Raw genomic sequence first — 21,809 nt, 5'->3', positions numbered from 1 at the left:
GTAATCTTTTATTGACCGTCTGTTGTGTCACTTTGGAAACCGTTTTCAGAAAGCAAAGCATTGTAAAGTTTAGCAAATTCTAATGCTTCTTTTTCCATTGTTCTCACGCGTGTTCTTCCACCACGAATAGTTTCTTTCACTTCCTTGTTTCTTAGTTCTTCAACGATTCCTCCAACAACATCTCTTGTCATTTTTTGGTCTAACTCATTTCCGTATTTTGCCGCCTCACTATCTGGTGAATTAACAAATACCTGAGCGTAAACCTGCAAGAAATTCATTGAGAAAGAAATAAAGTCGGCCTTACTTCCATAAGCAATTAGGGCATCACTGTGTTGGAAATAATTCATCATTGTTTCCATTTGTGCCATATACTCTATTGCTAACTTTTCAGCAGTTTCATTCTTCCCTACTTGATACAATGCCTTGATATAATCAGGAACTGCACCATCAGAATAAGCTTGATCTCCATTTGGAAGTCTTCTACCAGTTGCTCTTGGTTCTCCAAAGTCTAAAACTTTATCAATTGGTAAGTACTTTAAAGAATGATTAATGATTTCCTCTATTCTATCTGCATAAAATTGAGAAGATTTTTCATTCGATGAAGCGGACAAAGAATCATTCATTGGACGTCCTTTTGAACGCTCATAATCACCTATGTATTTCGTAACTAAATCAATAAAGCTATTTCTGTACTGAGTAGTATGACGGCGTGTATAGTAATCTACCAATACACCATCACCAGAAAGGTTTGCATAATCATATTTATTGATAATGTTATCGTACATAATCTCACGCACATAGTCATCAGCAATACTACCTTTCAATGGAGTTAATCCATGAACCTGACCAAAATTATGAACAAAACCTTGACCGTAAAGTGCTTTTGCAACATCCGAACCTCCTGGACTTGAGAAATAAATTCCTCTTTTCCAATCGAAGTTAGCAAGAATATCCATCATCATTACTTGTTCACGGCTTAAACCTCTAACCTCAGATCTAAACATTCCTCCTTTTCTAAAGTCAAATCTAATTTCAGATTCTGCTTTACTTGCAAATTCTTCAGAGATAATTTCGGCTTTCACAGCGTTTTCGATATTTACAGGAAGTACAAATCCAGAAGAAGGGAAATATCTTAAAGTCCTACCACCTGGTTGCGTAAGCATATTCGCATCATCTCTTACAAACTCCATTGCGTAATCTAATGGCAAGTAATCCCATGATTCTGTCCATGAAACTGCAGCGGTTTCTAACTGAGTAAGTAAACCTTGATCTGCTGAAATCATTTTATTTCCAACATCACTAAAGATTTTTCGAATAATCAAATCAATCCTTTCATAATCTGCAAATCCAGGATTAGCAAGTGGAGTTTCTAATTCCTCCTTCACTTTTTGCAGAACATCAGCAGCCTTCGCATTGTTTGGCGTCATTGCCGTAATTGCTCCAGCTAAACCTCTTCTAATTTGCGATAAAGCAGATTTAAATTGAGCAGGATTCCCTTCAATCTTTTTACTAATTATTTCATTTGCTTTTTCAGTGCTAAGACTTCTTTTATAGATTTCATAGTCAACAAATAAAACATAATCTGTATTTCCAGCACCCATTAAAATTTGATCTTCTCTAAATTTAATTGGTAAAGGATCAGATTCATAAGAACGCATTTTCATTTGGTTAGAATACCAATCCGTTTGCATTAACGATAAGTTAGCCACTCGAATATCAGTTCTAATTCCCTCTACCTCTTGCAAGTACCATAATGGGAATGTGTCATTATCTCCATTCGTATAAACGATTGAATTTGGTCCACATCCAATTAAATAATTGTAAGCCAATGAACGTGCAGGAGAACGATCACTTCTATCATGACCTTCCCATCCTTGCGTGCTTAACAATAACGGTGCTGACAAACCAAGTAAAATTGCAAAACCAGCTGCTCCAACTTTTGGTGCATTAATCTTCCTTAACATGGTCATTGCGAGTAGTGCTCCACCGCCAATTGCACCGATTATTAAAATTGAAACAGTTGTTGGCATTCCACGACTTGCTCCCATGTCTATTATTATACCGAGCAACAATAGTCCACCAAAGCTGATTCCTAACTTCTTATATTCATCTTTCGCAAAGGACCTAAAGGCTTCGTATAAACCATAGACCCCAAGTCCTATCCAAATAGCAAAGACATAAAATGAGGCTGCGAAAGCATAATCACGTTCACGCGGCTCAAATGTCTTCTGATTCAGATAGACGACAATCGCTAATCCGGTTAAAAGGAAAAGCACACCGACTACAATTCCGTCTTTTGGTGCTTTTAGGAAATGGAAGAACATTCCAATGAGTCCTAAAATAAGTGGGATATAGAAGAATTTGGTATTACTAGGATTGCTTTGTGTATAGAAAGGAGCATTTTCTCCTTGCGCACCTAATCTTGCTTCATCCACAACGTTGAATCCGGAAATCCAGTTTCCACGGAATTCATCACCATGTCCTTGAATGTCGTTCTGTCTTCCAGAGAAGTTCCACATGAAATATCTCCAATACATCCAATTCACTTGATAATTGACAAAGTAAGTCATGTTATTACCGAATGTTGGAACTGGTCGTCCATCATCACCAATTTGACTTGGCGGAACTTTCCTATTTGAATCATAACCAGACCAACTTCTATAGCCATCAGCTCTTTGCGGATCTCCTCGAACAAACATTCTAGGGAAAATGGTATTTTGAGTATAAACAGGAACCTGATTTTTAAGTGCATTTGCATTAATCACAAAATACTTCTCATCCATTTGATATTTCTGTCCACTATTTTTGATATAGTTTTCCGCTAATTCTTTCTCCTTGAAAGAAATAATTTCAGTCCCAGTGTTCGTAGAAACCACCCATCTTCTGTCATAAGTTGGTGAACGGTCTTTAAACTTATCGTTTGAAGCTGGTTTTGAGTTAAAATGCTCACCATACAACAAAGGCCATGAACCGTATTGCTCACGTTTCAAGAATGCATGAAGTGTTACTAAGTTTTCAGGATTATTTTCATCTAATGGCGGATTTGCATTCGAACGAATTACTATCGTAGCGAAAGATCCATATCCAATAAACAACATGATTAACCCAAGGATAACCGTATTTCCAAGTTTAAATCCTTTCTTTCGTGTAAAAATCAATCCACCTATTAAACCACCTACAAGAAGAATAAAGAAGAAAGCAGCTCCAACTCCGAAAGGTAACCCCATAGAGTTTACGAAGAAAATCTCCATTTTAGAAGCCAATGCGATTGTTCCAGGAATAATACCATTTTGGATAAATCCTAGAACCATTACTCCAATTAGTCCCGTGATAAAGAATGTTTTGAAATTAACTTTAGGTTTCATTTGATGAGCAATAACATACGCAATTGCAGGAATAACAAGCAATCCTAGCAAGTGAACTCCAATTGCCAATCCAAATAAGAACATGATCAAAACCATCCATCTCAAAGGACGAACTTCTGGACTTAATTCACCACGTGTGATCATCGTCATTTCCTCATCCCATTTCAATACAGCCCAAAAAATAACAGCTGTAAACAAAGATGACATGGCATAAACCTCTCCCTCCACAGCGGAGAACCAGAAAGATTCAGTAAAAGTATAAGCCATTGCACCAACAAATCCTGATCCCAGAACAGCGATTTTTTGACCTTTAGACATTATAGCACCGTCTTTTTCAGCTATTTTCTTTCCTAATTTAGTAATTGACCAAAACAAGAAAAGAATAGTTAAAGAACTACTCAGCGCTGACATTCTATTAATCCACAAAGCTACATCAGCTTCAGATCCTGCGAAAAGAGAGAATACTCTCCCAATAAGCATAAAGAATGGTGCTCCTGGAGGGTGACCGACTTCCAACTTGTAGGCTGCAGTGATATACTCTCCACAATCCCACAATGATGCAGTGTCTTCAACTGTAATAAAATAAACGATTGTCGCAATTAAAAACGACAACCATCCGATAGAAATGTCTAACTTTTTATAGTTCATAGCGTAAATTTGAATCGCACGAAGTTAATAATATTCATGTTGTGAGCTAAATTATAAATCTAAAATATATTATTTAATACTAATCGTGATTTTAAATGAGTCGAAATATGTCAAAAACCACCAATAGGATTCTGATATAAGCCAACAACTGCTTAACAACGAAAAATAGAAGCACATATTTCACTGAATATCAGCATTGAAAAAAAATTATTGAAAAATTATCTCTACTTCCCTTGCTGTTACATAAAAAGTTTATAAATTTGCACTCGCAGAAAGCCAAATAGGTTTGATAGCAAGTAAAAGCTGTCCCATGGTGTAATTGGCAACACGTCTGTTTTTGGTACAGAAGAGTCTAGGTTCGAGACCTAGTGGGACAACTAAAAGACCTCCATTTGGAGGTCTTTTTTTGTTATATACCACCAAATATAATCAAAAAGAGAATATACAACACATTCTCAAACCACCACAAACACAAACAAACATAAGGGAATACATAAATCTCGTGTCCTATGTGGTGACCTAAATTTAAAGTAATTTTAGGTCACCGGAATTGAAGCTTAAAACACTCTCAGAGTAGTTTTTTGGTGACCTATGTGGTGACCTAAATATTTTAAATATTTAGGTCACCAAAAAACCGTAAATCATTACACAACAGGGCCTAGCATCAATTCTACTTATTAATGAACCATTACTTGGCAACATTTTAAATACGTAGATATGAAAAGGAATCAAAAGTTTAAAGTTCAGTTTTATCCAAAAAAACAAAAGGCTAAAAATGGAGATGTTCAACTATACATTAGAATTGTAGTTGATCTCAAACGAGCAGAAATTGCCACCACTCACTACATCCCATCTTCTGCTTGGAATGAGAAAAAAAGAAGAGTTAAACCCTCTTTTTCTAAATCCCTTTTTCTAAACGCCTATATTGATAAAGTCATAAATGACATTAATCAAATATTCATTCAAGAAGTTTCACAAGGAAACACTGTTACAAGCACAGATATAAAAAACAAATATCTAGGAGTCGACGAGAAGCCAACCCAGAAAACCATCTTAGACGCTTTAGACTACCACAACAACAAAATGGAAGAAAAGGTCCAAATAGGTCAAACAGCTAAAAAAACTTATACACGCTACGTAATTACTAAGAAGAAAGTCGTAGCCTTTATGAAATACCAGTACAAAATAAAAGACAAATCATTGTCAGAGCTTCGCTTACGCTTCGCCACAGAATTTGAGCATTATCTGCTTACGCAAGATAACCTACATACAAACACAGCACACAAGTACATTAAGAACCTAAAAACGGTAATGAACATGTCAGTTGGATTAGACTGGATTTCTTCAAACCCTTTTAAAAACTTCCGATGTAGCTACATTGCACCTAAAAGGGAAGTACTTACTCAAGAAGAAGTCGATAGAATTAGATTTAAAGAAATCTCTATAAAGCGTTTAGCTGAAGTACGTGATGTTTTCATTTTTTGTTGCTACACCGGTTTCGCATATGCTGATATCTACGAATTCGAATATGATGCCATCGTCAAAGGAATAGATGGTGGATCCTGGTTGAAAACAAATCGAAAAAAAACAGGTGTAAAAGAAAGTGTTCCTTTATTACCAGTTGCACTTGAAATTATAGAGAAGTACAGAGAACACCCATACTGCTTAAACAAAAACAGACTTCTTCCGGTAAACAGCAATCAAAGATATAATGGTTACTTAAAAGAGATTGCAGATATATGCAGTATAAAGAAGAAGGTTACCTCGCATATCGCTCGTCATACCTTTGCAACAACCATAACATTATCCAATGGCGTACCTATTGAAACGGTAAGCTCAATGCTTGGCCATAGTTCTATTCGTACAACTCAAATTTACGCTAAGGTCATTGAGAGCAAAGTGTCTGAAGATATGCAAAACTTGAAAGCAAAGCTTTCTCAATTAGTTGAAGCGAGTCCAGATCAAAGAAAAATGGGATAAATCAAATAACTCAAACACCAGGCTTAACAGCTTGGTGTTTTCTTTTCTAACCAAAAAAGACAATAACACACTATATACAAATAACTTAACATCAAATACTACTTATTATCACAAATAAGGACTCCATATTACTTGTGATAAACCTATGATAATGTGTTAAAATTTGTTTATTTAGTAACAAATCATTAGATATGCAAGATTTTTTTAACCAAATCATTTCATATCATGATCTAATTAATGGTCCCTTAGTTCCGAACAAATTGGATGCTCTTAAAGTAGCTGACTATCTAAACTCTGAACAAATGGTCTGTAAGGACATGATAATCGGAAAATTTAAAAAAGAGAGTAGTGAATTTAAGTTAATTGAAGAACTAAGAATCTCAACCGCTCATCCCCTAGCAGAAAGTTTTTTCGTTAACAATGAAATTGACTTCCCTAATAATCCTACAACCCTCATAAGCCCAAAAGTTTTTGAATTATTAAACTTAAATCACGAGAAAGTAAAGAATGATTACGTTTATAAGAAGCAAAATGGTTTTGATGTAATTGGTGTTGCTCTAGAATCTGAATGGTCCGAAATTGACAACGACCGATTGATTTACGGATATTTTAATATTCAGTTAAAGGAAATGGAAATTGAGCATATTAATAAACTCCGAAAATTAGCGCTCAACAATACAGAGGAAGTCTTCAAAAAAGGAATTGAAAAACTTCAACGTATTTTCAATAGTTATTTAAATGAAATAACCAATGAGTATCAATTGAAATCTACAGATTTAAACATAAAAATAAAACAATCCTATAATAGAAAGGATTGTGTCATGTTAGTTTACAGGTCAATTGTAAAGGTACTCGACTTTGTGACGACAACATTTCATCATTCAATGGATCTCAATCAACAGATTCCGTATTACTCTAAATTACTCAATGAAAATCATTTTGTAAATCTCTCTAAAGAAATTTTAAAGAAATTAAAGAAAATTGAACTCGATGAAAGGTTTAGGGCCATAATAGAAAGTGAAATAAACAAGATCCTCTCATTCGATATTTCCAATAGAATTAATTACAACAGTTTTGAAGCTTACAAAGAATTTTTAAAAGCATTTAATTCTTTTCTAAAAAAAATAAATTACACATCAATTAACCAAGATGAAATTATCTATTTTTTGATTTCAATCAATTTTAAAAAGAAGAGTTTTCTAACCTTTATAACTGATGATATCAAATCCAGTTTATATGAGGTAGAAAGTAAAGAAGAACAAAACATTCGATTGTCCATAAAGCAAAAACACTTTGAGCAAGCTTTACTAAGCGCTGAATTTCATTCCAAGGTGGATGAACATCACCTAGCACATAAGTTGCTAAAATGGACTGATGTTGAACTTAGTTATTTAGATCAAACCCATGCCTTGAAACTCAATAAAAAGGGATCAAATTCTTTTCAAAAATTATCATCCGCACTGAACATTAAAGAGATTGCCGTTTTATGCAGATTATTTAAAGAAGCCGATACTCTCAACGAGAATGTGACGAATATCTCGAACTGGGTACCATATGCAATTACCAACAAAAACAATATTGAATACTCCAATATAAGTTTTAGAAATAAAATGTATGATATGGATAAAAAGAGCTTCGAAAGGGTGAAGTCCTTAATATTTAAAATGTACAATTTTAAGTATGATGATTTTCGTGAATGATCTTTAGTATCAGCTCTAATCTTTCATCCCAGTCCTCCTTTTGTCTTAAATTGTCAATGGGTTGATCAACTAGTTCTTGAATACTATCGATATTATGATAAATCATAAACAGTATGACATAATCAACCTGTTCAATATTTAACGGAAAATTTAGAAGTTCGACTTTTAACATGATTCAATTGTAATGAAGTAGCATGAACCCATTCATGCAGAACTCTGGGAACCGCCAGGGTCCCATCCTCTAACAATCTTGAGCCCATGCCGTAGCAAGGCGTCAAGACTATATTTTAGAGGATAATGTATAACTGGCGGTTTACGAGTTCTAAAAATAGCTTACGCTACAATATTATTATATGTCTATTTTAATCTATTCTATTTATCATTTTGTTTGAAAGTCCTCTTTTTTCGGACTAGTTACTGACACAAATCTAAGGCAAATAGCAATAAATACAATCAAATTTAATAGTAAAAATGTCATTTTCGCTAAACCTCAATGTTCATGGGGTATTCAAGGGGGTTGCACTGGGGGTTGCAACCCACGTGCAACCCCCCTTAATTTCAGCTATTTTCCACACCAAAAATACGTACAAACCTACTGTAGACATTGGCTTTAAGCTGATTTTAAGAAAAAGTGCAACCCCCCTGTAATTCTTGTAGCTTTTAAACCGTCATTTTTCATAGGATTTGATAAGATTTAGTAAGTTTTAGTGTCATTTTAATAGAAATTGAGCGACTGAGAGCGCATTACACCAAGCTCAAAAAAAATAAACCTTTGTATCCTGCATTTTACGTGGGGTTTACGTCAAAAGTGCAACCCCCTGCAACCCAAAATATTAAAAACTTTTACTTCTATTTGTACCTAATCTTTAAACCAATGTCATATGCAAATTTCAATTGTAACGCAGGAAGATCTGCAAGAATTAAAAGACTCAATCCTATCGTCTTTAGAATCATTAAAAGAAGAGCTATTAACTCAAAGCACGTCCTCACCCGATCCAGTTCTTCTGAAGTCTCATCAAGTACAACGTATGCTAGCAATCTCCCAAGGTACCTTGCAAAACATGCGCGTAAATGGAATTATTCCTTTTTCAAAAGTGGGTGGTGTTATCTTTTATGATAAACAGGATATCCTTAACATAATCGATGATCTTAAACAAAATGTGTAGGCATGGAAGCAGTCAACTACATACATCACATGGAGAATGCGATGCTCAAATTTAGAGATGATCCTCGCATTACTCCGTGGCATGTAAGCCTGTATATGTCCTTGTTTCAATTATGGAACAGCACTCGGTTTAAAAATGAAATCAACATTCGTCGGGATGAATTAATGCAGTTTTCAAAAATTGGTTCTACCAATACTTACTCTAAGTGTTTAAAGCAGTTAAGTGAATGGAAATACATCAATTACACTCCTTCTAAAAGTAGGTTTAAATCTTCAAAAGTTCACATGTACAGATTTGATACAACACGTGGTACAACACCTGATACATCATCTGATACATCATCTGATACATCATCTGATACAACAAGTGATACATCACCTGATACAACATCTGAACATCTCGTGCGACCTTTCTTAAACAATACTAAACATATAGTAAACTATAATAAACAAATAGAAAACAATAATAAACTATATAAAACAAAAGAAGGGGAAGAAAAAAAATCTTCCCCCCATTCATCCCAAAATAATGATGATGAATTTTCTTTTCGAAAGGGCGATTTGCAATCGCCCAAAAAAAGTGATTTGCAATCATCCGATTCGCTCAAATCCAAAAAAGCAAGTAAGGCCGATTTGAAATCGCCCTCCACACGCAAAAGATTCCTTCCTCCGGAACTCAAAGAAGCAAAAACATTTTTTCACGAGAATAAATCGTCTTACGAAGTTGCTGAAACCTTTTTCAACCATTATGAATCCAATGGATGGTTGGTTGGTGGAAAAGCAAAAATGAAAAATTGGAAAGCTGCTGCAAAGAACTGGATTATCCGGGATGAAAAATACCAAGCACAAAACCGAAGTCCGGCACAGCAGAGATTACACGTCAACGAAAACAAAGATTATTCTGAACCATTGTAAAATTTGAACTCATGGAAAAGCCATATAAAATAAAAAATAACATGCGTCATTTTAAATTCCACGACACGCTACACTACCTTCAGCACAAAGGAAGAGAGAAGTTTGGAAAAGAATTTCGCATTCACAACGAAGACATCAAAACTCTTCACAAGCTCATCATTTACATGATTCACGAAGATATCCAATGCAAAAAATATGGGATTGATCTCAAGAAAGGAATTCTCATAACTGGTCCTGTTGGTTGCGGAAAAACCTCGTGGATGCAAATTATTCAAACCATAATTTTACCCGAGCAAACTTTCCAAGTAAAATCCACCAGAGACATCGCATTTGAATTCAACCAAAATGGATTCAATACAATTCAAGCATACGGAAAAAGGCAACGTGCATTTTGCTTGGATGATATTGGAGTTGAGCAGAATATCAAATTTTATGGAAACGAATGCAATACCATTGCAGAGATTCTATTGCAGCGTTACGACCTCTTGGTGAATCACCAAATCGTTACTCACGCCACAACAAATCTCACCGCAAAAGAAATTGAAAATCTATACGGAAAACGTGTTCGTTCAAGATTAAGAAAGATGTTCAATTTGATATCATTTCCACCCGAAACAAAAGACAAAAGAAAATAATATGTACGGGCGTTTTGCAAAACGCCCAAAAATTATAAAATAATTTTTCTATGAAAACACTAAAACTCCACTCCCACGGCCAAGAAGTAAAACAACTCCAGCTCCTCCTCAACCTCCTACCAGATGGAATCTTCGGACCACAAACCCATCATGCTGTTTTGTTCTTTCAAAAATCACAAAACATTGCTCCCGATGGAATCGTAGGACCAGCAACCTGGTCTCTACTCTGCGACGGTTGGGAAATGCTCAACAATCCAAATGATGATGAAGAAATATTCTCCGAATATCTTCTTCCAGAACATGCATACCATAACCAACCCACAAAGAAAAAATGGATTTTCTTGCATCATACTGCAGGTTGGCAAAACCCTTATCGCGTTATCGATGATTGGGGGCAACGACCACACAAAGTAGCAACAGAATTTGTAATTGGTGGCCAATCCATTCACAATGATAATTCAGATCACGATGGTAAAATACTTCAAGCAATTCCAAATAATGCCTGGGCTTGGCACCTTGGAATAGGCAGCCAGCCACTGCACCGTGAAAGCATAGGAATTGAAATATGTAGCTTTGGTCAATTGACAAAAGGCTACTTTGAAAAAGAAGTAAACGGAAAACCAAAAATCATTGAGAGAGATAAAAATTCATACTTCACTTATGTTGGCCAAGAAGTAATTCCTGATCAAGTAATTGAATTAGAGGATGAATTTAGAGGCTATAATTACTTTCATAAGTATTCTGTCGAACAACTCAAATCACTCAAAGGATTATTGCTCAAATTAGCAAATGAGCACAATATTGATGTCAGAGAAGGACTTCCAAACCTCATCCGGAAAGAAGGAGTTAAAGCTTTTGATTTGATTGGAACTAAAACATGTGCAGATACTCCTGGTGTTTGGTCTCATGCGAATGTGAATAAATTTAAGTTGGATGTTGCGCCTCAGGAAGCGTTGATAGAGATGTTGTTGGAGTTGTAAAACAACTATATATCCATAAAAACAAGAAAGTTAAAACGCTTAGTTTAGAGAATGTCTTTATAAAATTTATTCCTAAAAATATTGGTAGGTTCTATTAAAGAGACTTGAATTAACGAAAAAAAAGCAATTACTAACACTGTTATTTAGACAATTTATCTAATTTAACCTCATGAAATTTGTCTTCGGTTTTAAATGTTTTCTTAAACTTTTCATAATTATTATAACGCTTATAGATTTTTCCTTGGTTGGTCAAATACCTACGGAAGATTCGACCGATTACTTTGCGAAAGGGCTAAAAGCACATGAGGCTGGAGACTATGAAAAAGCATTAAAACTCTATAACAAACAACTTAACACTTTCCCCGATGATTATCGTGCTTACAACGACCGAGGAAACTTATTTGTGGATCAGGGTGAAGTAGAAAAAGGAATACAGGATTATGAAAAGGCTTTATATATTGACTCTTCCGCGCGACTTGTTAGATACAATATTGGAAACCTAAAGTTTGACGAAGGACTGTTTGGGGCATCTATTGATTATTTTAAAGAAGAAATTAATGTCAACCCCGAATACAGCAGTACATACAACAATATGGGGTATGCATACTTTATGCTGGAAGAGTTCGATTTAGCGATTAACTCATTTGAAAAAGCAATTCAATTAGTCTCAAGTTATAATACTGCCAAAATCAATTTAGAAAAAGCTGTAGAACAAAAAGCGCTTAATGAAAAGTGGAAAGATAAGTTAGCGGTGTATAAGAATATTGTCTATGATTCTTCATTCAATAAACTTAAAGAGTTAGGTTTTCCCTCAGCATATAATAGGAAGTTTCTTTTCTCTAGTCATTTCATTTATGATAACTGGGACGCTTACAGTGGTACTGCTTTAAAATTTTATGAGAGCAACAATAAACTAACCCATGTGATAAATTTAAAAAAGGGGGTAGAAAACGGATACTCGCTAAGCTTTAACTACTTTAAAGAGCTGGAGGAAATATCGTATACCTGCCAAGATGAAAATTATAGAATAGAAATATCCTATCATTTAAATAACCAATACAAATTAATCCCTTATTGGGTGAGAATTAAAAAAAACACAACCGATAGTTATTATTCTATTTCAATAAGATATAAAAAACGTAATTTAAAAGTTACTGAAAATTATAATTTTTCAAGGCTCTCACTTTTCAGTAAGCGAATGAAAGAAACAAATGAGTTGTCAGAATTTTTAAAATCAAAAGACTACCTTTCTCTTGAGATTATAGAACAGTGCGCTACAATGGGAGTTTTCTCGAGAATCGGGTTAAACCAAGAAGAGATTATAGAGCAAGCTGGCTTTAAAACTCTGCTTCTTAGAATACTGGAACCTTTTAGATTTTAATTAAATCAATTCGTACAAGTGAATGAAACTGCACATCAGGAAGAGTTGATTGGGATGTTGTTGGGGCTGTAAGGCTAACAATTCTCTAGAAAGAGAATCAAAAAAACATTATGCATTCAAGCGTCTTCGTCAGTATTTGTAAATTCAAATCTAAAAAGGTATTTTTATCGTACAAAGACAATCCATTCATGAAAACAATTATTCTAACACTTGTTATTATTTTAAATTCAATCTTTATAATAGCTCAAAACAAAAATCAGTTAGAGTTAGAGAATTGGATTAAATCGAATGGCATTGAGTTCAATAAAACAACAAGAGAGATTGGATTCGAGCCGTTTACAGATTGTAAAAATAGGCCTGCTTACAGAAAAGTTATAGGTGATACAATTATTGTGAGATCTTGGGGTGGTTCAGTCGCTGAAAATCTTGAAACCTTTAAAAAAACTGCCCTTGCTCCAGATTTTTACATTAAAAAATATGCAACAAAAGTTCAAAAAAATGCAACAGTAGTAGTTTCTTTCTTAGTTGATGATATTTTTATTTGGAGAAATGACACCCTTTATCTTTTCGACACATCCAACCTAGAGAAATCAAGAGAATCAATTACATTGATGGAAAAGAAGTGGAGAAAAGAAATTAATGAAGGAAAATATGAAAAGGAGTTAAAAAAGCTTGAGAGGAAAGAATACGGCTTTGTTCCTAAATTCAAAGCAATTTATTATTCAGGAATATTTGAAGACAAAAACGGATATAGATTTTTAGAACATGAAAATTTCCGAGAAGAACTAGTACTACTTATTAAAAGAGGAAATGAAAATGGTAAGGAAGTGATTCATTTCCAATTGATAACACATACTAATGGTTGGTATAGAATTTCTACTGACTTATCTCAACTTGAAAATACAAGGTGTCAATATTAAATATTTTGTTGTTTAATATTTAAATGAATTTATTATCAGTTGCACAAAAAATATAGCTCATGGTTCAAACACTCTAACCACCCTTCCATCGCTATAAAAGTAAAACCGAACAACACCATCTCTAGCTTCAACCTCACGTCCAAAAATGTCTACAATTTTCGCAAGCTCAACCTTTTCAATTCCAACCTTCTCCTCCAACATAGAAGCCTCACCCCAAATCCCCTCCACAAACTCAGGCCTATCAATAAAAGGATTACGATTACCTTGATATGAGTAAATAACCTCATTCCTATTAAGCTCCCAATCATCAACAGGATCATCGTTATGCCATTGGAGTAAAACAGAAAGTCTTCCGTGAACCGGTGCTTTTGTTTTATTATCACTAGGTATAGAATCAATCATAAACAAATCCAACTCTCCGCTCTCTCCTTCATACCTTGTAGCCATATAGAAAATCATTCGGGCAACATCGCCTTTTACCATATCACGAGGTTCCCAAACCCAGCTTGAAGAACTTGTATAACTTCCAGTTGCTCCATCCCCATCAATATATTCATAATCCCCACAATCAAACCACCTATTACTTCTAGCTGAATTTACAGAAACGTCACAAGGTCGTAAAGCATGAACATCTGTTCCAGCACCCTGAGAAGTACCAAAATTCCCTCTTGACTTTGCCCATACATGTTCACGTGTCCAACCTCCTCCCCTATTATATTCTTGAGCTGCATCAACAGTCCAGCCCGTGTAAAGTAAAATAACTTTACTGGGATCAATAGTATCTTTATCAGTTTCCTTGAGAATATCCCAAACATCAGTATTTGAACTCGTATAAGGGAATTTAACATGACCATCAATGATATCATTAAGAGCTGCTTTCAGATTCGTTCCTTTTAATCCTTCTGCAGAATTATAATAGCCTTTTGGTATTTGAGCGTAATTAATACCCCATCCAAAAATTAAGAAAAACAGTAGTTGAAATCGAAGGTGATTAAAAAGCTTCATAAAACGAATGTACAACTAATAGCAATAATTAAAATGAATGTTATAAGCTGGAGAAACATAAGATAGGTACTGGATTTATCTAGAGTTAATTTTTGAAAACTCGTTTAAAAGCAATAAGAGGGAATGAACGAGCGTCCGATTCCCTCTTATAAACCTAACCTAACCACCTAAATCGAGACTAATATATGGGTTTTTAGAGAAGTGGCAAAGGATTAATTATTTTTGTGTGATGATGCTTTAAATTGATTACTAAAACTAAAATATCAAGCCATTAAATTTCATAAAAAGCTGAAACCCTAAAAGGCTTTTAAAATGATAAGAAATTAAACAATCATTGACAACCTTGGTGCTTGACCTAAATCCGAAGTGAATAGAATCCCATCAGGAGATGTTGTTGGAGTTGTGAGTATTATCTTAAAAATTAGTTTAAATTTGAATCCAGCAAATATTCTAAATCATTAATACAATCATAAACAGCGAGCGTCTGTTGAAAAAGAAACATTTGCTTCCATTTACATAGTAACTTAAATCAAATTAAGCATATGAAAACTAAGTTTAAAGAACATCACATAATAGATTTTGTTGAACAAATTTATAAAGATGCAATAATCGTTTTGGACACAAATTCTATATTAAACCTGTATAGATATAGTGAGGAAAATAGAGGAAAATATTTTGAAATACTTAAAAAAGCAAAAGATAGATTATATTTAACTCATCATATATGTAATGAATTTTATAAAAACAGATTAACCATAATTGAAAATCGATCATCATTTAAAGACACAATAAAAGAATTGATCGAAGAAAATCAAAATAAATTATTAAACATAATTAATAATTATTCTGGACCAGATAAATATAATTCTGCATTAAGCATTCTAAAACATGAAAATGAATTAAAAGAATGTATAGTTTCAGAATTAGAAACATCATTGAAAAAAATAGACTCTTCTATTGATAAATTTAAACAAGATTTAGACTTTAATTATGTACAAGGTAAAGATCCAATTTTAGAAGAATTAGTTGAAATCATTAATGATAAAGTAAGTTTAGAATTAACTTTAGAAGAGACCGAAGCAATATATAAAGGCGGTATTGAAAGATATGAAAAGGAAATACCTCCAGGGTATAAAGATAATCATAAGGATTCAATAGAAAAGTTTGGAGACTTAATTATTTGGAATGAGTTACAAGCTTTATCAGTAAAAACAAGTAAACCTATTTTGTTTATTTCAGATGATAGAAAAGAAGATTGGGCAATTAAATTTAAAGGGCATGATTTAGGACCAAGAAAAGAATTGATAAAGGAATTTATTAAAAATACTAATAATTTATTTTACTCAATTACAACAAAAAATTTCATTCGTTTAATTTCTGAATCTTACAAAATTAAAGACACAGAAACATTAGAGGAGGAAACAGAGACCATCCAGAAAAATATTCAACAAAAAGAAATTGATAACACCCGATATAATCTTACTAGATTACAAATATGGAAAAACAATAATATTGAGAAACAAAAACAATTAAACCAAACTCAAACTCCATTAGAGGAATATTTTAACGCACAAAAAGCACTAGAAAAAATAAAAAGGGATGGAATAAGCCTTTCACAAGAAGAACTTGAAAGTATAATGAATCCAATGGGTAAATTCATCAATGCTAAGGAATCACTTGAAAAAATAAAAAAACCAATGGATGACTTAAGTATGACTCAAGATAAAATGGATAAAATCATGAATCCATTTGATAAATTTATTAGTGCTCAAGAAAAACTAAAAGGAATAAAGAACCCAACGGATAATTTTGCAAATTCATGAGTCCAAACCTAATAAGTATTCTGAATTAATAAATTATAAAACAAAGGGTTTAGAAAAAGAATTTGGATGACGTACAAAGGTGACTACTGCATTTATAAAAAACAATAAGAGGGAATGAACGAGCGTTCTATTCCCTCTTATAAACCTAACCTAACCACCTAAATCGATACTAATATATAGGTTTTAAGAGAAGTGGCAAAGGAATAATGATATTTGTGTCATGTTAGTCTAAATTGCCTTATTAAAAAAGATATATCTGCTAAAACAATTAAATTTCAAGAATCAATCATTCTATGTTAGTTAACCATTGGAAACTGAATCGAAAAAGTTAAATCCTTCAGAAATCACTTTACTTTTATCACTTAGCATTAACTCTTTAACCCTTTCTGGTGTTTTTCTCCATAATTCAGGAGAAATATAAACATTAGTTCCATGTGCTAAAATGATCTCAGTAACCTTTAGTTTAAAATCAGAAGCTGGCATAATGTTCAACTGCGAAAAGTATTTTAAATTGTTCTCGCTTACATGTCCTGAAAATATGAAATGGGTCTTATTGGTCTCTTTTTCAGGGAAAAAAGTTAAAGATAAATTTGTTACCCCATCAATAGAATAATTAAATGCTCCTGCAATTTGAAACATACCTTCGATGGAAATAGTCAAATATCGATAAGCTTCATAAGACTTCTCTCTATATAAACTGGTTATTAATTGAATTGCTTTCTGATATTCAAAAATCTTTTGATCAAGTTCCTTAGATATAAGATTAAAATGATCTTCATCAATATCGTTATCGACTGATTCCAAAAGCGGCTTTAATTTCATTAATTCCTGCTTGAAGACAAACCCATTCATAGGGTAATTAGATTCATTAAACAGATCTGAAAAAAAATCTTTTTGAAATTCAATAACCTCATCTCTTTGTTTTTTTATTGGAATAGTACTTAAATTAATTAATTCTTTGAGATCCTTAACTTCATCAAATGAAATATCGCTTGAATCGGGTATATTATGAAGATATGAAGATAAAAAATTAAATCCATGATTAGCTGCCTCAGTACCTTCTTCAACTTTATCGCCTAAAGGGAGTACTCTATCTTTAAAGTCTGTATATAAATTTCTATGGTAAGTAAGAGTATAAGCAGTTGTCCTTAAATTATGAAGAAAATTAATTTCCTTATTATCTAAAAATGGATAATTATCAAGCAAGCGAAATGAATCTCTATCACAATCTTCACAAAATCCATAAAACACAGATGTATCAGACTTCCCTTTTTCAAATAACCTACGATTCGTTTTTTGAAAAGTAGAAAGAGATAATTCGTTCTTGAAATCTACATCAGGAACATCATCGATATGATAAACTACAACTCTCCCTTTTTCATTTTCGCCTTCTAGCAAGCCAAGCACTTGTGCTTCTGATAAAGTATGAGACTTAATAGCCTTCCCATTACAATCGTGAAAAAAACATTTATCTCCTTTCTTCCCCTCAGGTTTTATGAAGTTAGGTAAGTCTTTTTTTAACTCATTAAGTTTTTCCTTAAGAGATTTGCTCATTTTTTCACAATTTATCTTTGAACTATTTTCACGCTTTTTTCAACCCAATTAGGAAAGTTTTTATATCCATCATCAATTTTCCAGCAGTATTCCATATCGAATAATTCGGAAAACTTATACTCACTCCCCGCCTGGCTTCTTCTAAAAATATGTCCGGTTCTAAAGTAAAAAGAATTAGTCTTTCGATTATTAACGAATGGAATATCCTTAAAAACAATCCATTTCCCATCCTTTAATTCATAAAAATATATTTTTTTACATTCCGAATCAATTCTTAACTTAAGCCTAGACAATGGATTTACTCCTTTTCGAGATATTTTTTTTGTAGTTCTTGATCTAATTCTATTTAAATGAATTGCTAAAATCCCTTTTCCTTCCACAAAACTATTTATTATTTCATAGTTCACCCACCTTCTATTGGTAGTGTTCACACCTATTAGAAGCGTAGTTGCACTAGTTCCTTTCATTCCAATATCAATTAAAGTTTTTATTGTATTAGGACTTTTTTTTAATGCCTCTTCCCATAAAGATTTATCAACAAATGTTGTTTCTAAACCATTGTTTTTAAAAGCCCTACTATTCCTTACAACATTTACCTTAAAGTCAGAGACATCTTCAAAATTAAAACTAAAAAAAACTCTTCTGGACATAACTTATTTGATTTTTTTACAATATTATAATCGTTTATATTTTACTTAATATTTATAGCTTTTTCTAAATAATAATTACTGTTATGTTTAAATTTATCCCATTCAATAACTTTAATGTATGAAGGTTCTCCAGCATAAACAGTAGTGCCATTGCACTCCCTGATATTATCTTCTTTATTTTTTAAGTTAAACATATTGTCTCTCAGAATTTGAAATAACTCCCCAGCCTTGTATGTAATACTATTACAAGCTGAATTTGCAGTCATGAAATAAGAATAGTCTCCATATTCATCGGGAAGCACAACAGCTAAAATGGCATTTGATTTACTCCTACCCCCCAATCTAGTCTGTTCTCTAAGTGAATATGAAATTTCCCAAATCCATTGTTCTTTTTCACTTCTATCTTCTTTCATACCTTTTGATATCAAAACTATTGTTACTGAGCTATCAAAAATTTTATCTCCTAACTTTGAGCCTATTGTTGTATCGACAAAACTACCAATATCCTCACCTTCTCTTTCCCCTTTATATAAATGGTCAGTTTCATCAAGTAATTCCTCTATCACATCAACATAATGACGTGCAGTAGTGATAACACTAATAGAGCTATTCAAAATTGGCTTCACTTTAGAATCCTTATGTTTATATGAAACGAATATTTTATTAGCCATAATTACTTTTTGTTTATTTTTTCAATCATTCTTATAACAATTTGTATTATTTTGTCTGCAGCAAATTCGTCTAAAAGTGATTCGAAGTCTTCCTTTAAATCATTTTCTAGAAAGTACTTTTTTGTATTTTCTAGAACCTCATCCCATAGTTCTTTTGAAATATAACCTGTAGAATGGATTGGAATTGGTATACAACCTTGTCTGACAGCAATATCAAATTCCTTTCTAACTCCACCAGCATTAACTATCGTTTGTGCTTTATGATCTATTTTATTCCCAAATAGAAATATTGCTATCCCTGTGAGTGAGATCATTCTCTCCCTGTAGTCCTGCCAGAGTTCAGGAAGCTCCTTTTCACCAGTAGCAAATTGAGGAAAGGGTTTAACAATCAATTGATCTTCTGAATACTTTTTAGGCTTGAGATATATTTGTTCGAGTGCTCCATTGATTACTGCACTACCAATACCCCAACCAAATCCATTGACAATTCTATAGTTTTTCGAAATCAGTTTAGATGATAATTTGTGAATTAACTTTATTGCTCGATCCCTTCCCCATTCTCCATACTCTTCAGCACTTCCAGAAATAAAAACACTTTTCAATTTATATCGTCTTTCTATCTCTGATAAAATATCTGTTATTTCACTATAGGAGTTAACAATAACAGGCAATATCTGATAAGTTTTAAGGTCATTCATTAAAAGTTCTTGTCTTCTAGTTTTGTAATCAAACTCAGCTTTGTCTTCACATTCTTCCTCTGAAATAGTCTTTACAAAACAATAATGATGGCTAGCACCTTCATGGAAATTTAACCTGACTCTACTCAATGCATAATCGAGGTTAGGATCCGAGAAGCTAAAACCTATAAATAAGAATGTTTTAGTTGTGAGATCACCTTTTAATGTGGTTACAAATGGGTCATGAGTACGAAAATATTTTTCATAATCGTCCCTAGTGATTATAGCGTCATGTGCATGTTTAACGTCCCCATGCATTTTATAAACTGTTACATCTCTTTTTGGAGTGGAATTAGGTAACTGACCGTTTTCATGTTTAACGTCTACTATTTTGTTATAGGATTCAAGTGAATCCTCAATTAGACTATCGTAATTGGTAGTCCAGAATGTGTCAATAGGTAGTCGTGATAATATTCCATGATTTTCTGTTGCTTCAACTTCATCGGTAAAAACTTTCAGAATTTTTTTATTTAATTTGCTTCGTCCACCATTTTCATTATAATGAAATTGTGCCAACGAGATTAAATCATCTTCCTTTTTAACATCTAAACCAATTTCTTCAGCTGCATCTTTCAAAAGCCCTTTCCAATCAACGTATCCTGCTCCAACAGATAAGCCTGCTCCTGCAAATATTGCGGCTTTATTCTCTATAATACTTTCTAGAAAATCTTTTATAAACGACTCGTGTTCTGCTTTCATCTTTTAATTGGTTTAGTTCCTTGAATCCATTTATCAAATAGTACATAGGTATCACTTGATTCATTAACCCAAATATGAGGTTTGTTAGTAAAATTCAAGCCATGTTTATCAATATAAGGGTATATTTTTAGGTATTCGTTTCCATTAAATGTAGAGGTATTAGTTTCAGCGATAGGAACTACTGCTACAAACCCCCTAATTCCATCAAAATATCCAAGTTCCCAAGGCATCCATGTAGACTCTGATGCATTTTTAGAAAAAGCATAAAGAAGCGTTTTGCATTGTTTCATTCTTTCTCTTAAATAATTCGCGTTCACTTTAGTCACTCTAGTTCTATCCAATTCAGGATCTTCAATCCAATCTACATAAACAGAATACCCCATGTCTTCCAATTCTAATTTTAATCCAGCCACTAATCTTGAATCGTCAGAACTATGTGATAAAAATATATCATAGATCTTCTCAGAAAACCTTCTTTGTTCAGTTTTTGATTCATTTAAAAATGTTGTAGCCTTATCATTAGCGCTGAGATGAATTTCACCGCCTTTTCTTAATTCATTTTGAACCCTATTTATAAGTTTCTCTTTTGTAAATAATCCCATATTCCTACCCTTTTACATTTCTCGGATCATTACCATGCGAATCTTTCTCTCGGATTCGCCCATTTCTACCATGAATCAGTAATTCAGATTTTTGGTTTTTCGCAATACCTCTTCCTACATCGGCGGCTTCTTTTTGCGTTTTCGTTACTTTGGTAGCCTTTGAATTACCAGCTCCTTTAACAGCCCATCCATCTGGGTGTTTTACAACATGTTGATTTTTTCCTTTTCCCATTTCTTTTATTTTGAGAATGAATAAATAGTATACACACTTCACGATGTGTGAACCACGAAAGAGAAAAAAGATTGGAAGTATTAGGTGTTATCAAAAAAGTTGATACATTTGCACTCTCAAACTTGAAAAAAGTTCATGAATCAGTTA

General features: G+C 33.2%; 17 protein-coding genes and 1 tRNA gene. 10 read left to right on the top strand and 8 right to left on the bottom strand.

Translation table 11 applies throughout. From position 1 onward, the window contains the following. Positions 1-8 precede the first annotated feature (8 nt). On the bottom strand, positions 9-4,013 hold the full coding sequence (locus ERX46_RS01755) for a glycosyltransferase family 117 protein (RefSeq protein ID WP_130092111.1): 4,005 nt from the start codon (positions 4,011-4,013) through the stop codon (positions 9-11). A 304-nt stretch (positions 4,014-4,317) separates the two neighbouring features. Between ERX46_RS01755 and ERX46_RS01750 the strand changes: the two genes are divergently transcribed. The 9 genes from ERX46_RS01750 (at position 4,318) to ERX46_RS01710 (ending at position 13,689) form a co-directional block, all read left to right on the top strand. Next, positions 4,318-4,390: transfer RNA gene (locus tag ERX46_RS01750), tRNA-Gln, on the top strand. A gap of 340 nt (positions 4,391-4,730) precedes the next feature. Continuing rightward, positions 4,731-5,993 carry a site-specific integrase gene (locus tag ERX46_RS01745; RefSeq protein WP_130092110.1) on the top strand — a complete coding sequence of 421 codons (1,263 nt, stop codon included), beginning with the start codon at positions 4,731-4,733 and terminating at the stop codon, positions 5,991-5,993. Positions 5,994-6,184: 191 nt separating this feature from the next. After that, the gene (locus tag ERX46_RS01740; RefSeq protein WP_130092109.1) at positions 6,185-7,693 is read left to right on the top strand and encodes a hypothetical protein; all 1,509 of its coding nucleotides are present in this window, start codon (positions 6,185-6,187) and stop codon (positions 7,691-7,693) included. A gap of 881 nt (positions 7,694-8,574) precedes the next feature. Next, positions 8,575-8,859: a helix-turn-helix domain-containing protein gene (locus ERX46_RS01735; RefSeq protein WP_130092108.1), complete on the top strand. Its 285-nt coding sequence runs from the start codon at positions 8,575-8,577 to the stop codon at positions 8,857-8,859. A 2-nt stretch (positions 8,860-8,861) separates the two neighbouring features. Continuing rightward, on the top strand, positions 8,862-9,773 hold the full coding sequence (locus ERX46_RS01730; RefSeq protein ID WP_130092107.1) for a transcriptional regulator: 912 nt from the start codon (positions 8,862-8,864) through the stop codon (positions 9,771-9,773). 11 nt (positions 9,774-9,784) lie between these two features. After that, positions 9,785-10,408, top strand: a complete 624-nt coding sequence (locus tag ERX46_RS01725; RefSeq protein ID WP_130092106.1) for a P-loop NTPase family protein — start codon at positions 9,785-9,787, stop codon at positions 10,406-10,408. Positions 10,409-10,458: 50 nt separating this feature from the next. Beyond that, positions 10,459-11,388, top strand: coding sequence for a peptidoglycan recognition protein family protein (locus ERX46_RS01720; protein ID WP_130092105.1), 930 nt, complete (start codon positions 10,459-10,461; stop codon positions 11,386-11,388). A 169-nt stretch (positions 11,389-11,557) separates the two neighbouring features. Beyond that, on the top strand, positions 11,558-12,769 hold the full coding sequence (locus tag ERX46_RS01715; protein WP_130092104.1) for a tetratricopeptide repeat protein: 1,212 nt from the start codon (positions 11,558-11,560) through the stop codon (positions 12,767-12,769). Between the two features lie 188 nt (positions 12,770-12,957). After that, positions 12,958-13,689, top strand: a complete 732-nt coding sequence (locus ERX46_RS01710) for a hypothetical protein (RefSeq protein ID WP_130092103.1) — start codon at positions 12,958-12,960, stop codon at positions 13,687-13,689. 57 nt (positions 13,690-13,746) lie between these two features. Here ERX46_RS01710 and ERX46_RS01705 read toward each other — a convergent pair whose 3' ends face one another. Then, positions 13,747-14,694 carry an endonuclease I family protein gene (locus ERX46_RS01705; protein WP_130092102.1) on the bottom strand — a complete coding sequence of 316 codons (948 nt, stop codon included), beginning with the start codon at positions 14,692-14,694 and terminating at the stop codon, positions 13,747-13,749. 542 nt (positions 14,695-15,236) lie between these two features. Between ERX46_RS01705 and ERX46_RS01700 the strand changes: the two genes are divergently transcribed. Then, on the top strand, positions 15,237-16,517 hold the full coding sequence (locus tag ERX46_RS01700) for a PIN-like domain-containing protein (protein WP_130092101.1): 1,281 nt from the start codon (positions 15,237-15,239) through the stop codon (positions 16,515-16,517). Between the two features lie 300 nt (positions 16,518-16,817). On the opposite strand, the gene ERX46_RS01695 is transcribed toward ERX46_RS01700, so the two are convergent. The 6 genes from ERX46_RS01695 to ERX46_RS01670 are packed head-to-tail and all read right to left on the bottom strand — an operon-like array spanning position 16,818 to position 21,662. Further along, on the bottom strand, positions 16,818-18,071 hold the full coding sequence (locus ERX46_RS01695; RefSeq protein WP_130092100.1) for a hypothetical protein: 1,254 nt from the start codon (positions 18,069-18,071) through the stop codon (positions 16,818-16,820). Positions 18,072-18,082: 11 nt separating this feature from the next. Beyond that, the gene (locus ERX46_RS01690) at positions 18,083-18,721 is read right to left on the bottom strand and encodes a TIR domain-containing protein (protein WP_130092099.1); all 639 of its coding nucleotides are present in this window, start codon (positions 18,719-18,721) and stop codon (positions 18,083-18,085) included. A gap of 41 nt (positions 18,722-18,762) precedes the next feature. Beyond that, entirely contained in the window at positions 18,763-19,392 is a 630-nt protein-coding gene (locus ERX46_RS01685; RefSeq protein WP_130092098.1) for a TIR domain-containing protein, read from the bottom strand. Between the two features lie 2 nt (positions 19,393-19,394). After that, the gene (locus ERX46_RS01680) at positions 19,395-20,828 is read right to left on the bottom strand and encodes an SIR2 family protein (RefSeq protein WP_130092097.1); all 1,434 of its coding nucleotides are present in this window, start codon (positions 20,826-20,828) and stop codon (positions 19,395-19,397) included. Then, a complete protein-coding gene (locus tag ERX46_RS01675; protein WP_130092096.1) occupies positions 20,825-21,430 on the bottom strand; it encodes a toll/interleukin-1 receptor domain-containing protein in 606 nt (201 codons plus the stop codon). Before ERX46_RS01675 ends, ERX46_RS01680 begins: the two co-directional genes overlap by 4 nt. A 4-nt stretch (positions 21,431-21,434) precedes the next feature. Further along, entirely contained in the window at positions 21,435-21,662 is a 228-nt protein-coding gene (locus tag ERX46_RS01670) for a DUF2188 domain-containing protein (protein WP_130092095.1), read from the bottom strand. Positions 21,663-21,809 lie beyond the last annotated feature (147 nt).

Source organism: Brumimicrobium glaciale, from assembly GCF_004152935.1.
Taxonomy (GTDB): domain Bacteria; phylum Bacteroidota; class Bacteroidia; order Flavobacteriales_D; family Crocinitomicaceae; genus Brumimicrobium; species Brumimicrobium glaciale.
Note: the sequence above shows the minus strand (reverse complement) of the source record. Positions and strands in the feature narration are given on the sequence as shown.